This window comes from Rhodoblastus sphagnicola, from assembly GCF_002937075.1.
GTDB lineage: Bacteria > Pseudomonadota > Alphaproteobacteria > Rhizobiales > Beijerinckiaceae > Rhodoblastus > Rhodoblastus sphagnicola.
Map to the genome: position 1 here is coordinate 17,883 of NZ_NHSJ01000018.1, position 14,279 is coordinate 32,161.

The following is a 14,279-nucleotide window of genomic DNA, read 5'->3' on the forward strand; positions in this document are numbered from 1 at the left end:
CCCCTCCTTCAGGCGTCGACGGCCACGTACTGGGTCTTGCGTTCGATTTCGATCAGTTGATCGGCCCAACTGGAGGACCATTCCCGAAGTTCTTTCGCGTCCAACGGCGAAGGGACCTTGGATTCGGTGTGATCGGCGATTTTGTTCGCCAGCCGGCGGTAGATCGCCGCCTGCTCGGAATTCGGCGCGGCTTCGATGGTCGTCTTGCCCTGAAGTTCGGCCTGGGTGACGGTGAGCGAGCGGGGAATATACTCGACCACCTGGGTTTGCGTCCTCTCGACGAAATCATCGACGATGTGGCGATGAAAATCGCTGTTGATCGAATTGGCGATGACGCCGCCCAGCAAGGCGCCGCCCTTGCTCGAATAGGTCTTGATGCCGCGAAACAGATTGTTGGCGGCATAGATGGCCATGAAATCGGCCGATGAGATTGTGAAGACGTGCTCGGCGATGCCTTCACGCACGGGCACGGCGAAACCGCCGCACACAACGTCGCCCAGGACGTCGTAGATGACATAGTCGAGGTCGAGTTCCTCGAAGATGTTCTGCTGCTTCAGAAGCTCGACGGCGGTGATGATGCCACGCCCGGCGCACCCCACCCCCGGCTGCGGCCCGCCCGCCTCGACGCAATAGACGCCCTTGAAACCTTGGAACACAGCGTCGTGAGCGTCCACCCGCGCATTCTCGCGCAGCAAATCGAGCACGGACGGGATGTACTCGCCGCCCCGCAGCGTGTTGGTCGAGTCCGCTTTCGGGTCACACCCGAACTGCATCACCTTGTAGCCCGCCTCGACCAAGGCGGCGCTGATGTTTGAGGTTGTGGTCGACTTGCCGATGCCTCCCTTGCCGTAAATGGCGATCTGTTTGGCGGTTTTTTTACCCATGGCTTTGTTCGTCCTCTTAGTCGAATAAAACAAGAACAATGCATCGCAAAACCGGAACGTTCGGCGATGCCGCTAAAGCGCGCTCACCTCCTCTGCTAGCCGTGCGAAAAGGTGGGTTCGGCGCGGATGTCATCGCCATAGAGTTCGCGAGTGAAATCGGTCAGGCCGGGCGTGCCGACCGCGTCGGCGCGGCAGCGCTGGCAATGCGTGAAGACCGTGAGATGCTTGCCCGCCGCCGCGCGCGCCTTGTGGCGCGCGATGAAGTCCGGCTCGCCCAGATGCGCGAGTCGGCCCTCCGGGATCAGCGGAATGATGTTGATCATCCGGGCGCCCGCCTCCGCCACGGTTTTGGCGACCTCGCCGATGTGATGGTCGTTGACGGTCGGGATCAGCACGGTGTTGATCTTGATGGTGAAGCCGAGTTTTTCCGCGCGCGCTATTCCGGCGAGTTGATTGTCGATGAGCCGCCTGGCCGCTTCGACGCCGTTGACCCGCTTGCGCTTCCAGGCGATTTTCGGCGTGACCCGCGCCTGGATTTCCGGATCGACCGCATTGACGGTCACGGTCAGCGTCGTCACTCCGGCGGCCGCGAGTTCATCGACGCGTTCAGGCAGCATCAATCCGTTGGTCGAGACGCAGAGCGTCAACGCGGGCCAAAGCGCATGAATGCGCGAAAACGTCTCGATCGCGTGGTCGGAAGCGAGCGGATCGCCCGGCCCGGCGATGCCGACGACCGCGAGATTGGGGACAATGCGCAAGGCGCGGCCCGTCGCCGCGACGGCATCATCGGGGCTGAGCAGCCTTGCGGCGACGCCCGGCCTTTGTTCGACGCGATTGAAATCGCGTCGGCAAAAGGCGCAATCGATGTTGCAGCCCGGCGCGACCGGCAGATGCAGCCGCGCCGCTTTGGCGTGACCTTCCGCCGTCGTCGAGAAACAGGGGTGCTTGCCCTCGAGATCGGGAAACGCCGGCGTCGTCCGCGCCGCGCGCATGGCGTGCGCCGCGCAGGCGCTGGAAACTGGCTCGCTCATGTGTTTTCCCGCTCAAAAAGTCCGGCATAGCCGGCGAGTTGCCGCACGGTGTCGTCAACGGTGTCGTCGGTCTCGAAGGCGAGGATGCCCAGCTTGCCGAGCCGGGTGAGCGCGCATTCGCCAATGCGGGCGACGACCACGGCGCGACAATCGGCGACCGCCGCGACGGAGGCGTCCATGATCTCGTCGGCCCGGTCGTCGCCCGAACCGCAGGCCGGCCGGTTGACGCGCGTCTCGACGAGGCGCGAGCCCTCCGATCGCACCTCCCAGATCTCGAAGCGCGTCGCCTGACCGAAATGTTCGGAAACACGCACGCCCGAATGCGTGCCTATGGCGACACGCGCGACGTCGATGCGCCCGGTCATGACGCCAACGTTCCCAGGTCTTCATCCGTCGATTGACGCACGACGGCGGTCGAGACGCGCTCGCGCAAGCGCAACGGACCGCGAGAGCCGGCGCAAGAGCGCGCAGGCGCGCCTTCCCAGGTCGAGCTGAACGGGATCGGAGATTCGCCGATGCGCGACCGCCTGGAACTCCAGTCGTGGGCGCAGCGACCGTCCGGCGCGAGATCAGTGAAGGCGGACTCGCGAGCGCGTTTCAGCGCTCCGCCCTCCCACCGGGTGATCGCGCCGAGCCGCCGTTCGCGGGCCTCGGCCTGCCGCGTGCGAGGATTGATGGTCATTGAAGGGGGCTCCTATTCAGCGCAACGCGTCCCTTTGGGGCGTACCGCGCAAATCAGGCCATTAGTGAACTAAGTCTATCGGCTATATTAGAATTATAAATCCGCGCGTCAACCGGCCCATCCCAGAATCTTCCATAAATCACGCTTCAAGCCGCCGGGGCCGATTTCCGGCTGGCTCGATCATTGAATTCTCCGGGCCCAGCGCCGATTATCCCCACTCGGGCCGGGCATCGCCGCCGCCGGTCCCACGGCCAATGGACATCGGGTGATCATTTCCGCGAGCTACCGAACGGACATTCCCGCCTTCTACAGCGACTGGCTCCTGAGTCGGCTGAAGGCGGGGTTCTGCGGCGTCGTCAACCCATACAATTCAAATGTGCGCCGCGTTTCGCTCGCGCCCCATGACGTTGACGGCATCGTGCTGTGGACCAAAAATTTGGGTCCCATGATGGACAAGCTGCCAGCCATCGTTCAGATGGGACACGTCTTCTGCGTGCAGTACAGCGTGACCGGATATCCGCGCGAACTCGAACTGTCGGTCATCGGCGCGGAAAAGGCGATTGGTCACATCAAGCTCGTCTCTGAGCGGTTCGGGCCCCGAAGCGTCGTCTGGCGCTATGACCCGATCCTGATCACCGACCTCACGCCGGTCGACTGGCATGTGGAAAATTTTGCGTCCCTGGCTTCGTCGTTGCGCGGCGGCGTCGATGAGGTGGTGGTCTCGTTCGCCCATTTTTACCAAAAGACGACGCGCAACCTCGACGCATCGGCCAGAACCAACGGCTTCCGCTATAGCCACCCGCCGGACGGCGAGAAGCTGGCGGTCCTGAGCCAACTGTCCGACATCGCGCGGTCCGAACACATCCGCCTGACCGTGTGCGCGCAGCCCGCCCTGATTCCGCCAGGCGCCAAGGCGGCGCGTTGCGTGGACCTGGATCGCCTCTCCGACCTGCGAGGCAGAATCGTGCGGGGTCGCGAGAGCGGGAACCGGCCTGGATGCGACTGCGCCCAGTCGATCGACATCGGCGACTACGACACATGTCCGCACGGTTGCGCGTATTGCTACGCGGTGCGGCGACGGGCGCTGGCGCGTCAACGCCATCGCGAACACGACCCGGACGGCGAATTTCTGGTTGCGTCTGGCCGCGCGCCGCCCGCGCCGGTCGAGGCCGCCGAGCAACTCAAGCTCTTCTGACGAGACTTGCCGGCGCCGTGGGCGCGAACCTGCGCCCCGCTGACTCAGAGTCAGCTGAGGTTGGCGATGGGGACGGATTTTTTTAAGTCAACGTCAGTTCGCTTCACTAAACTCCCGGCAGGTCTTTGTCTCACGGTGATTGGCGCGGAGGGCGCGCCTGGCGGGGCGGGATCAGCGGCGCAATAAACGCCCGTGCGGCGTCGGCGCCATCGCTGGGATAGCGCAACTTGTCGCGAGCATATTTCGCGCGGTTCTTGGCGGGCCACATCCGGAGGCCCTCCAGAATCAGGACTACCCCTTTGAATCACAGACGATTCCGCAGATTCAAATTCTTTTCGGACGGACACTGAGAATGGCGGCTGGGCGGGCGTGAGGCTTAAGAAAGCCATCGTGATGTGATCTACACCGCTCCAATGCAACTGGAAGGCTCAACACCATGACACGCGCCCAAATCACTGCTTCGACCCACGGAACCCCCGGCGAGGTCGTCACCATCGAAGAAGGTCAGATCGCATGGATCGGCCCAATCGAGGCTCTGGAAGAGGCGGGAAGCTTCGACGCATTGTTTTGCCATGAAGACGACGAAGAAAGACTGATTGGCTATCTGCGAACGGGGCGGATAAATCCGCGCCAGACCCAAAGGACCGAAAACATTGGCGCATCGTGATAAATTCGGGCGGACGACCTTCGGGCGCAAATCGACGCGCCAGGACGATACAGGCGAAACTCCGGCGCCGATTCCCATTGACTTGCCGCTTAAGCTTTGCCGATCCGCCGAGGCTTTCAGCATCCTGGATGCCGCTGACCGGGCTGTCTGCCATATCTATTTCGAGGACGAACCGACCCGGCGCCAAGCCATGCGGCTGTTCACAGAGGCGCAAGCGCGCCAGATTTCGCAAACGATCGCTCGGATGCTGACTGACGCCGACGGCACAGGCGTAAGGGCCGGCAGCTCCATGATTCCGTTTGAGAATTTAAATGCCGAGACTGACGAATGATATGAGGCTCGGAGTCGTGAAGCCCGCCCCATCGTCGGACGGATCGATTCGCTCCGCTTCGGGATACGCGCCGTCGCCATGCCGCTCTGGCAAATCGGCGGCGACCGCTTCAACATCGTCCCACGACACGCCTGCCACGCTGGCGCCGATCACGCCGTCCGCGGCGCGCGCCTGACAGAAGCAAGCTCAAGCAAAGCAACATGGCGACGCTCCCTGAGGACTCGATTTTCTTCGTTTAGGAAAGTACGACTGGAAGCTGGAGCGATGTCTTCAATGGAGATGACCGATGCGACGCATGCTAGCAAGTTGTTTCGCTTTGTTGATCACGACGGCCGTCGCCGAATCGTCGCCGCTCATGTGCAATGCGATCGCCCGAAAGGTCTCGGAAAAATTGCGCGTGCTTTCCACGAAAGCGCCACAACCGGGCAGCCCCGGACTTTCCATCGCCGCCGCCTTCGCGGGATCCCCCGTGAAAATGGATTTCGGGGCGCCCGCGAGCGCGGAGACGCTCGCTGAATTTCCGCTCGCGGACGCGGACCGCAAGCAATTGAGCAATTCGGTGGTGCGAATCGCCCGCGCCGGCGGCGACAAGGGGCTGGTTCTGATCGACGGCGTGTCCGGCGCGGGGCAATGCCACAGCCCCCATCTGTTCAGTCTCGCATCCGGCGAAAAAAGGGCCCTGGAGGCCCCAGCGCCCAACGATCCCCTGGATCGGTGCGGCAGCAACGCTTTGGCTCTGACGGAAGTCGAAGGAGACGCTTATTTCGTTGAGACGGACCATGGCGCCGGCGAGACCGAACACTTCAGGATAATCCCGCAGCAGCTCGACGCTCTGGCCATGGTCTGCTCGATCACCGTCCGCTACCAAATGGAATTCGCCGCCGCCGAATCCTTTTGTGAGAAGCCGGAATTATGCCAACTGGGCGCCAAGGCCGCCGTTTGGGCGCGGTCGTGGCGGATGGGCTCGGCCGAACTGCACGATCCAGCCTTCAGCCCGGCGGCGGCGCCGAAATTCGAGAACGGCGATCGCGCGACGCTTCCGCTGTTTGGCGGCGTGTCGAAGATCGCGCCGCAAGCCCCGGGCTACGATGTTGAAGAGAATTTCTTCAACATCGCCGGAGAACCGGACGCCGATCTGCTTCGCATCGGCGCGGCGAAACCCGGTCCCGCGAATTTGGCGGATCCGCAAGCCTTCACGCTGGTCGGCCTCTACAAATCGAACCGCCCCGTGGCCAGTTTCGTGGTCGTCCGTCGCAGAAGCGCCTTCGCGTCGGTCACCGTGAACGCGAATTGACGCTCCGCCGCGATCAAATCCGCATGTAATCGGCGCCTCCTCCTTGTCGGAGCCTGATCGTCGCGCACCTGCGCGGCGCAACGGCCTGTGACCGGCAGCGCGGGCGAATGTGCCCCCTCGTTCGTGACAGCGTGACCAGAAGTTCGGTTTTTCGGACCGGATCACGGCTTGGGGATCGGCGGGCTTATAAGCTGAAACCGGCATTGCAAGCTCGCGGCTAACCAACGAGCGGATTTGTTTCGCCTGCAAATTGAACACTGTTCAAAATATGATATCTTGGCGCCGTCACGGGCTCGAAGGGCGAGTTTCCCGCTCGTTGGCTTGACCGTCTTGCATCAGAGGGGCTACCGCATGTTTCCCGACGTTCTGACGTTGTTTTCGGCGGCGCCTTTCCTCCTGACGGCGCTGGGCGTCGTCGGCTTCTTCATCGCGATCAACGCCCGTGAGCGCCTGCAACGCCTTGAATGGATGGTGCAGGATCTCGAACGATCGCAGCGCATCCTGCGCGAAGCCATCATGGCGGGCGTCGCCCCGCCCGCGACCGGGACGACGCCTCCATCCGCTTCGACCGTCGAAACCGCGCCGCACCCCGACAGGGAATCGATCGCGCCTGAACGCGCAGATGTACCGCCGCCTCCACCGCCAGGACCACCTGCGGCTGAACCGGTCAGCCAACCCGTTTCCATCGCCGCGACCGCTCCGGCACAGCCGACCTCGCTCGAAGAACGGATCGGCACGCGCTGGGTGGTCTATGTCGGCGGCCTCGCGCTTGCGCTCGGCGGCCTGCTGCTCGCCCGCTTCGCCATCGAACAGGGCTTTTTCGGCCCCGCCATGCGGATCGCTACCGGACTCGCGCTCGCGGTCGCGCTGATCGTTTTCGGCGAGAAATTGCGTCGGCGCGATGCCGCCACGGGCGACGCGACGCCGACGCCCGCCGTCCTCACCGCCGCCGGCACGACCACGGCCTTCGGCGTTATCTATGCCGCCCATGCGCTTTATGGCTTCATCGGACCGGCCTTCGCCCTCGTCGCGCTCGGCGCCACGGCGCTTGCGGCCCTGCTCGCGGCCCTGCTGCATGGGCCGGCCATCGCCGGCCTCGGCCTGATCGGCGCCCTCGGCGCGCCTCTGCTGGTTCATTCGTCTCATCCGAACCCGTGGCCGCTGGCGATCTACCTCGCCATTGTCGTCGGCGCCGCCTACGCGCTGGCGCGGTTGCGGCAATGGGGTTGGCTCGCAATCTCCGCGACCGTGGGCGCGGCCCTGTGGGGCGGCGTGATGGGCATCGGGTATCCGCAGGTCCACGCGGCGGCGCAATTGCACTTCGCCTTCCACACCGCGCTCGCCGCCTGGCTCTACGCGCTCGACCGCCGCGCCCTGTTCGCCAATTTCGATCTGTGCAGGAAAATCGCCAATCTCGTTCCGGCGCTGTTCGCCCTGTTCGCCGCCCTGCAATTCGGCGATTTCGCCGCCCGTGGTGGGATTGACGCATTCTGGAGTCTTTGCGTCGCGATCATCATCGGCGCCCTCGCCTTCGCCGGCGCCAGTCGCCCCACCTTCGCGCCGGGACTGCTGCTCGCAGCGGGCGCCGTCGTCGTCGAATTGCTGATCCTGTGGCCGCGCGTGTGGGGCGCCGGGGGCGCAGACGGCCTCTCGCGTCCAGGCTGGTTCCATGCCTTCGCGGTGATTGGCTCCGGCGCGGTCGCGGCGCTGTCCGGCCGCGCGCTGTGGCGGACGGAAGACCTTTCGCGCCGCGCCGCGACCTTGCTCGCCAGCGCGGCGGCCCTGACTCCCTTGCTGGCGCTCTGGGTGACGCGCGAGCTGTCGCTCGACTATGGGGCAATCGAAACGCCGTTCACAAAGGCGCTGTGGACCGGCGCCGCGCTCATGGTCGCTTCCGGATATTCGGCCTTCGCATGGGCGTTGCGCCGGCGCCAGCCGCCGGCGCCCAGCGACCGCCTGTCGCTCGGACTGATGGCTTCCGCCGGCTTTGCCGCTCTGGCGCTCGGCCTCGACTTCGCCCTCGAAAGCGGCGCGCTCACCGTCGCGCTGGCGCTGTCCGCGCTCGGCGCGGCCTTGGTCGAAAGCCGTCTGGACATATCCGCGCTGCGCAAGGCCGTCGCGGCGATGGGGCTTGTCATCGCCGCGCGTCTCGCATGGGATCCGCGGATCGTGGGCGACGACCTCGGCGCGACGCCCATCCTGAACTGGCTGCTGTTCGGATATGGCGTTCCGGCGGGCTCGTTCGGCTTCGCCGCTCGCCTGTTGGGACGCGCCAAACAAGATGGCGCGACGCGGATCGCGCAGACGCTGGCCGTGGTCTTTTCGGCGCTGCTCGTCTACTTCGAAATCCGCCACGCCATGACCGGCGGCGACATGACCGGCCTGCGCGCGAGCCTGTCCGAATTCGGCCTCTACGCCATCGCGAGCTTCGGCTTCTCCCATGCGCTGCTGCGGCTCGATGCGAACGGGACGCGGCCCGTGTTCGGCGCCTTCTCGCGCGCCTTCGCCATCGGCGCGAGCGCCGGTTCGGCGTTCGGCCTGCTGGTGGCGAAGAACCCATATCTCGACGCGGTTCCGGTCGAGGGCGGCGCGTTCCTGAACGCGCTGCTGCTCGGCTATCCCCTTCCCGCAGCCGCGGCGGCCCTGCTCGCCAACACGATCGAGACGCGGCCCTCCTGGTTCCTGCGCATGACGCGCCTGACCGCCTTGGCGCTGACCTTCGCCTATGTCACGCTGGAGACGCGCCGCCTCTTCCAGGGCGCGATGATCGGCTGGCAAGCCGGCGCCGGATCGGTCGAGATCTACGCCTATTCAGCGGTCTGGCTGGCGCTCGGTGTGGCGCTGCTCGGCTTCGGCCTGCTGCGCGGCTCGCTGGAATCCCGCGTCGCCTCCGCCGGCGTGGTCCTGCTCGCGGTGTTAAAAGTGTTCTGCTACGACCTCGGCGCTCTCGAAGGCGCCGCGCGCGCCTTCTCCTTCATCTGCCTTGGCGCCGTCTTGATTGGCATCGGCCTCGTCTATCAGAAGCTCGTCTTCCGTCCGTCTGCCGAAGCGACATCCCGCGATGCCGATGGATGAAAAAAGACACCTTGGAAGCGCCCCGCGACGCCGGAATTCTCCACAGCTCAAACCAACGCGTTAACATCTTGGTGACCTTCACGACCATAGCCTCCCCTGCATGAATCAATCAGGGAGGCCATCCGTGTCGGACAGTTTGGATGTTGCAGGTGAGCGCATTCGCACCATCGTCGAGCGCATCGAACACATCGAGGAAGAGATCAAGGCCCTGAACGAGGGCAAGAAGGAAATTTTTCAGGAAGCCAAGGGCGAAGGCTACGACGTCAAGGTCATCAAGGAGATCATCCGCCTGCGCAAACAGGACAAGGACGAGCGCGACGAGCATGAGACGCTGCTCGATGTGTATCTCAGGGCCATGGAATCGTCAGAACCGGAACAGTCGAAGGCCGCGTAACCACGGCATTCTTTGCCGAGAATGATGACCAACGCAGGGACGAGGAGCGCGGCCAAAAGACGAATGCGGGCGCCGGCGATTGTAAAATTCAGATACCGGCCGATCGACGCGCGCGTCTCGCCGACGCTGTCATAAGCGCAGATAAACCTCCTCGTATTTCACCGATTTCCAGATGCGCTCGACGAAGACATTGTCGCGCCACGCGCCCTTGCCCGCGCGACTTGCCGCAGACCGCGGCGGGAATCCAGAGAAGCGCATCAACGAGCGCGCCATGTATCCCTATGACAACGGGAGCGCCACGGCCGAATCCAATCTCACGGCATAAGGGAGGGCAAAGCCGAGGCGCCAGCCTGACGCCCCACCCACGCGCGAGGCCCACGCTTTTCCTGAAAACTGAGGGAAGGCCCCAAATCCGTTTGCCCCGCCATGGAGCAAACCTCAGGGGCGCGCCAAAAAATCTGGGCTAATCGTTACCCCACGAATTACCCGAAAAGCAAAAGCCCGGCGCGATGGCCGGGCTTTTTGCGTCCAAGTCTTTAATTTCGATGGTGGGCGCTGTAGGGCTCGAACCTACGACCCGCTGATTAAGAGTCAGCTGCTCTACCAACTGAGCTAAGCGCCCCATCGAAAATGTCACCGAACAAGCTGTTCCGAGACAAAAATTCAGCGGACAGGCTGCGCCGCCGCCGAACGAAGGGGGATGTAGCAAAGCCGATCCGCCCTGTCCAGTCCCTAGGAATCGCTTTTGGCATTTTTGTGAAATTCGTCAGAACAGATCTTCGCCCAACGCCATCGTCACTTCGTTCACCGGAAGGCCGTTCACCGCATAGCCAAGGGTGCGGTTGAATTGCAGCGCCGCCGTCTGGCCGTTGAGCGCCGCCACCCGGTCGCCGCCATGCGGGCACTGGAAGGTCAGGGTTCTGCCGTGATGCGCGCGATACCAGCCCTGCAAGCGGCTCTCCAGCCGCGCGCTGTCGGCGCCGCTGGTGAAAACGTCTGAGATCACCGACTCATGGTTCGCCGGCGCCACGCCGACGCAAAACCGCCACTCGTCTGCGGCGGCGGGACTGGTCAGAACAATGGCGACAGCGGCGGCGCGGCGGAGCATGATTTCGTCCTGCGGGATCGCGTCGTAGCCTGAACAAGAATGGTTAAAAAATGGCGGATGCCGCGCGGGTCGCGCCAAAAATCGGCTGAAAAGCTTGACGCAGCGCGATGTCCACGTCCGTCAGGGTCACGGGCAGGCCGAGATCGACCAGACTGGTGACGCCCAGATGGCGCGCGCCTATGCCGCAGGGAACGATGCCGGCGAAAGCGCCCAGATCCGGCTCGACGTTGAGCGACACGCCGTGGAACGACACCCAGCGCCGCAACCGCACCCCGATGGCGGCGATCTTGTCCTCCGCCGGTTCGCCGTTCGGCCCGGCCGGTTTGTCGGGGCGACGCGTCCACACGCCGACGCGGTCTTCGCGCGTCTCGCCTTGCACGTTGAACTGGGCGAGCGCGGCGATCAGCCAGGACTCCAGCGCGCCGACGAAAGCGCGCACATCGCGCCGGCGCCGCGACAGATCCAGCAGCACATAGGCCACGCGCTGACCGGGGCCATGGTACGTGTATTGCCCGCCGCGCCCGGCCTCGAACACCGGCAGGTTTTTCGTCAGCAGGTCTTGCGGCTTGGCCGAGGTTCCCGCCGTGTAGAGCGGCGGATGCTCCAGCAGCCAGACTTTTTCCGTCGCCCCGTCGGCGATGGCGGCGGCCCAATCCTCCATGCGTTTCAACGCGAAAGCGTAGTCCGTCAGACCGTCCGACACGATCCAGTCCACCGGCGGCGATCCCTCGGCGGGGAGGAAGTTTTTCGACAGGGTTTCGCGGGGTTCGGACATGAGGGGGCGCTCTCCCGGTTCGGCGGCGCGGCGCGCGGGTCAGCCTGCATAGCGGTTTCGGCGGGATTGTTGAACCCGGCGCGGCTCTCCTCAATCTGCTTTCCTGACGCGTCGGGGCCAAGGCCCCTGCCCCATATGCGCTAGGTTAAGCTTGGTGGCTGCTGAGAACTTCGTGGGTTGATCCCCTCGTGCTTCGAGACGGCGAGCTTTGCTCGCCTCCTCAGCATGAGGGGATCAATAGAATCAATCGAGTAGCCCTCATGCTGAGGAGGCTCCGAAGGAGCCGTCTCGAAGCACGAGGGCGGTCCACGGCTTTTTCCGCAGCCAGCCAGCACTTAACCTAGCGCATGTGGGTCCCTGCCCTATGCCCACAATGCGGGCGGAGGGAGGCGTTGTTGCAACCCGCCGCGCGAACCCGATTCGACAAGCGGCGCGCGAACCCCCACATTGCCCTCACGATTCGTTAACATCAGGCCGCCTTGTCCGATCCTTTCGACGATTTTCCCGGTTACGAACCCGCCGCGCCCCGCGCTGGCGGCATAGCCGCGCGCGCCCTCGCGCAAGTGCATGGCGCGCCGGATTTCCTCTCCGCGCTCAATCCCGAGCAGCGCGCGGCGGTCGAAACCACCGAAGGCCCCGTTCTGGTGCTGGCCGGCGCCGGCACCGGCAAGACCCGCGTTCTCACCGCGCGCATCGCCCATATCCTCGCGCAGGGGCTGGCCCGCCCCCACCAAATTCTCGCCGTCACCTTCACCAACAAGGCGGCGCGCGAAATGAAGGCGCGCATCGCCGCCTTGATCGGCGACGGCGAAGGCATGGGTTGGCTCGGCACGTTTCACGCCATATCGACCAAAATCCTGCGCCGGCACGCCGAACTCGCCGGTTTGAAGAGCAATTTCACCATTCTGGACACCGACGACCAGATGCGCCTGCTCAAACAGGTCATCAAGGCGGAAAATATCGACGAAAAGCGCTGGACGGCGCGCACGCTCGCCTATCTGATCGACAATTGGAAGAACCGGGGACTCGCGCCGAAAAACGTTCCCGCCGGCGAGGCCGCCGCCTTCGCCAACGGCCGGGGCGGAGAACTCTACGCGCTCTATCAGGAGCGGCTGAAAATCCTCAACGCCGCTGATTTCGGCGATCTGCTGCTGGAAGCTTTGCGCGTGCTGCGCGAAAATCCCGATGTGCTGCGCGAATACCAGCAGCGCTTCAAATATATTCTCGTGGACGAATATCAGGACACCAATGCGGTTCAATATCTCTGGTTGAGATTGCTGGCGCAACGAACCGATCCGGCGATAAAGCCCAATCTGTGCTGCGTGGGCGACGACGACCAGTCTATCTATGGCTGGCGCGGCGCCGATGTGGATAACATCCTGCGGTTCGAGAAGGATTTTCCCGGCGCCAAAGTGGTCCGGCTGGAGCGCAACTACCGCTCGACCGGCCATATTCTCGCGACGGCCGCCCATCTCATCGCCCACAACCGCGACCGGCTCGGCAAAACCCTGTTCACCGATGGCGAGGACGGCGAAAAGCCCGAAGTCTCCGGCGTGTGGGATTCCGAGGAGGAGGCCCGCGTCGTCGGCGAAGAGATCGAGCAATTGCAGCACAAGGGCCATTCGCTGGATGAAGTGGCCATTCTGGTGCGCGCCTCGTTCCAGATGCGCGAGTTTGAAGAACGCTTCATCACTTTGGGCCTGCCCTACAAGGTGATTGGCGGCCCGCGCTTTTACGAGCGGCTGGAAATCCGCGATGCGCTGGCTTATCTGCGCTGCACGGCGCAACCGGCCGACGATCTCGCCTTCGAGCGCATCGTCAACACGCCCAAGCGCGGCCTCGGCGACGCCAGCCTGCAAATCCTGCACGATTTCGCCCGCCTCCAGCACATTCCGCTGATGCAGGCCGCGCGCATTCTGGTCGAGACCGAGGAAGTGAAACCCAAGCAACGTTCGACGTTGCGCGCGCTTTTGAAGGATTTCGAGCGCTGGGCCGGCGAGATCGGCCAGAAACCGCATCATGAACTGGCCGAGCAGATTCTGGAGGAATCCGGCTATACCGACTTCTGGAAGCAGGAAAAGAGCGTGGAAGCCGAGGGCCGGCTGGAGAATTTGAAGGAACTCGTCCGCTCCATGGAGGAATTCCCCGATCTCGGCTCCTTCCTCGAACATGTCTCGCTGGTGATGGACGTGGACAACGCCGACGGCGGCGAACGCGTGTCGATCATGACGCTGCACGGCGCCAAGGGGCTGGAATTCGAGAGCGTGTTCCTGCCCGGCTGGGAGGAAGGCCTGTTTCCCCACCAGCGCAGCCTCGACGAGAACGGCCGCGCCGGGCTGGAGGAGGAGCGCCGCCTCGCCTATGTCGGCGTGACGCGGGCAAGGCGTCGGGCGAAAATCTATTTCGCGACAAATCGCCGCATCCACGGCCTGTGGCAGACCACCACCCCCTCGCGCTTTCTCGACGACCTGCCCGCCGACCATGTGCTGGTGACGGAAAGCCGGGGCAGCGGCTCGGGCTATGGCGCCTATGCGCAATCGCGTTTCGCCAATATCGATTCGTTCGGCTCGCGCTACGACACGCCGGGCTGGAAGCGGGCGCAAGCGCACGGGGCAAAAGGCGCGCAAGACTCCGGCGGGCGCGGGCCGCTCACCATCGAGGGCGAGGTTTTGGGCAAGACCTCGCCGGGCGGTTCGTTCGCGCCGGGCGACCGCGTTTTTCACCTTAAATTCGGTCCCGGTTCCGTTGCGGGAGTAGACGGCTCGAAATTGACGATCGATTTTGATAAGGCTGGGCGCAAACTGGTGCTTGACTCCTTCGTGGAGCAAAAGAGTTCGTGATTT

At 64.0% G+C, this 14,279-nt stretch carries 14 protein-coding genes, 1 tRNA gene and 1 pseudogene; 7 read left to right on the top strand and 9 right to left on the bottom strand.

Annotated features, from left to right (window positions below; translation table 11 throughout):
- Positions 1 to 8: 8 nt before the first annotated feature.
- From nifH to CCR94_RS01320, 4 genes are all read right to left on the bottom strand, one after another.
- A complete protein-coding gene (nifH, locus tag CCR94_RS01305; protein ID WP_104506083.1) occupies positions 9 to 884 on the bottom strand; it encodes a nitrogenase iron protein in 876 nt (291 codons plus the stop codon).
- 95 nt (positions 885 to 979) lie between these two features.
- Positions 980 to 1,915, bottom strand: coding sequence for a radical SAM protein (locus CCR94_RS01310; protein ID WP_244593890.1), 936 nt, complete (start codon positions 1,913 to 1,915; stop codon positions 980 to 982).
- Complete coding sequence (locus tag CCR94_RS01315) at positions 1,912 to 2,280, bottom strand: NifB/NifX family molybdenum-iron cluster-binding protein (RefSeq protein ID WP_104506084.1); 369 nt, start codon at positions 2,278 to 2,280, stop codon at positions 1,912 to 1,914. Before CCR94_RS01315 ends, CCR94_RS01310 begins: the two co-directional genes overlap by 4 nt.
- Positions 2,277 to 2,597: a hypothetical protein gene (locus CCR94_RS01320; protein ID WP_104506085.1), complete on the bottom strand. Its 321-nt coding sequence runs from the start codon at positions 2,595 to 2,597 to the stop codon at positions 2,277 to 2,279. Before CCR94_RS01320 ends, CCR94_RS01315 begins: the two co-directional genes overlap by 4 nt.
- Before the next feature lie 265 nt (positions 2,598 to 2,862).
- Here CCR94_RS01320 and CCR94_RS01325 point away from each other — a divergent pair, with 265 nt between their 5' ends.
- From CCR94_RS01325 to CCR94_RS01335, 3 genes are all read left to right on the top strand, one after another.
- Positions 2,863 to 3,792: a DUF1848 domain-containing protein gene (locus CCR94_RS01325; RefSeq protein WP_104506086.1), complete on the top strand. Its 930-nt coding sequence runs from the start codon at positions 2,863 to 2,865 to the stop codon at positions 3,790 to 3,792.
- Between the two features lie 436 nt (positions 3,793 to 4,228).
- Positions 4,229 to 4,459 carry a hypothetical protein gene (locus CCR94_RS01330; protein WP_104506087.1) on the top strand — a complete coding sequence of 77 codons (231 nt, stop codon included), beginning with the start codon at positions 4,229 to 4,231 and terminating at the stop codon, positions 4,457 to 4,459.
- Positions 4,446 to 4,790, top strand: coding sequence for a hypothetical protein (locus CCR94_RS01335; protein ID WP_104506088.1), 345 nt, complete (start codon positions 4,446 to 4,448; stop codon positions 4,788 to 4,790). The genes CCR94_RS01330 and CCR94_RS01335 overlap by 14 nt, the downstream gene beginning before the upstream one ends.
- Here the strand turns inward: CCR94_RS01335 and CCR94_RS24890 are convergent.
- Positions 4,767 to 4,943, bottom strand: a complete 177-nt coding sequence (locus tag CCR94_RS24890; protein WP_158254565.1) for a hypothetical protein — start codon at positions 4,941 to 4,943, stop codon at positions 4,767 to 4,769. The two genes, CCR94_RS01335 and CCR94_RS24890, sit on opposite strands and share 24 nt — an antisense overlap.
- A gap of 244 nt (positions 4,944 to 5,187) precedes the next feature.
- On the opposite strand from CCR94_RS24890, the gene CCR94_RS01340 reads away from it, so the two are divergent.
- The 3 genes from CCR94_RS01340 to CCR94_RS01350 all read left to right on the top strand — a co-directional run bounded on the left by CCR94_RS01340 (position 5,188) and on the right by CCR94_RS01350 (position 9,553).
- Positions 5,188 to 6,084, top strand: coding sequence for a hypothetical protein (locus CCR94_RS01340; RefSeq protein ID WP_146089798.1), 897 nt, complete (start codon positions 5,188 to 5,190; stop codon positions 6,082 to 6,084).
- Positions 6,085 to 6,435: 351 nt separating this feature from the next.
- Positions 6,436 to 9,159: a DUF2339 domain-containing protein gene (locus CCR94_RS01345; RefSeq protein ID WP_146089799.1), complete on the top strand. Its 2,724-nt coding sequence runs from the start codon at positions 6,436 to 6,438 to the stop codon at positions 9,157 to 9,159.
- Between the two features lie 100 nt (positions 9,160 to 9,259).
- A complete protein-coding gene (locus tag CCR94_RS01350) occupies positions 9,260 to 9,553 on the top strand; it encodes a DUF2312 domain-containing protein (protein WP_104506091.1) in 294 nt (97 codons plus the stop codon).
- Here the strand turns inward: CCR94_RS01350 and CCR94_RS25815 are convergent.
- The 4 genes and pseudogenes from CCR94_RS25815 to lipB form a co-directional block, all read right to left on the bottom strand.
- Positions 9,524 to 9,781, bottom strand: a pseudogene (locus tag CCR94_RS25815) (integrase core domain-containing protein); the annotation flags it as partial. The gene CCR94_RS01350 and the pseudogene CCR94_RS25815 overlap by 30 nt on opposite strands.
- A gap of 318 nt (positions 9,782 to 10,099) precedes the next feature.
- Positions 10,100 to 10,175, bottom strand: a tRNA-Lys gene (locus tag CCR94_RS01360).
- Between the two features lie 144 nt (positions 10,176 to 10,319).
- Positions 10,320 to 10,661: a hypothetical protein gene (locus CCR94_RS01365; protein ID WP_104506092.1), complete on the bottom strand. Its 342-nt coding sequence runs from the start codon at positions 10,659 to 10,661 to the stop codon at positions 10,320 to 10,322.
- Positions 10,662 to 10,704: 43 nt separating this feature from the next.
- Positions 10,705 to 11,436 (bottom strand): lipoyl(octanoyl) transferase LipB, encoded by a 732-nt coding sequence (gene lipB / locus CCR94_RS01370; protein WP_104506093.1) that lies wholly within the window; start codon positions 11,434 to 11,436, stop codon positions 10,705 to 10,707.
- Positions 11,437 to 11,915: 479 nt separating this feature from the next.
- On the opposite strand from lipB, the gene CCR94_RS01375 reads away from it, so the two are divergent.
- Entirely contained in the window at positions 11,916 to 14,276 is a 2,361-nt protein-coding gene (locus tag CCR94_RS01375; RefSeq protein WP_104506094.1) for an ATP-dependent helicase, read from the top strand.
- Positions 14,277 to 14,279: the final 3 nt, after the last annotated feature.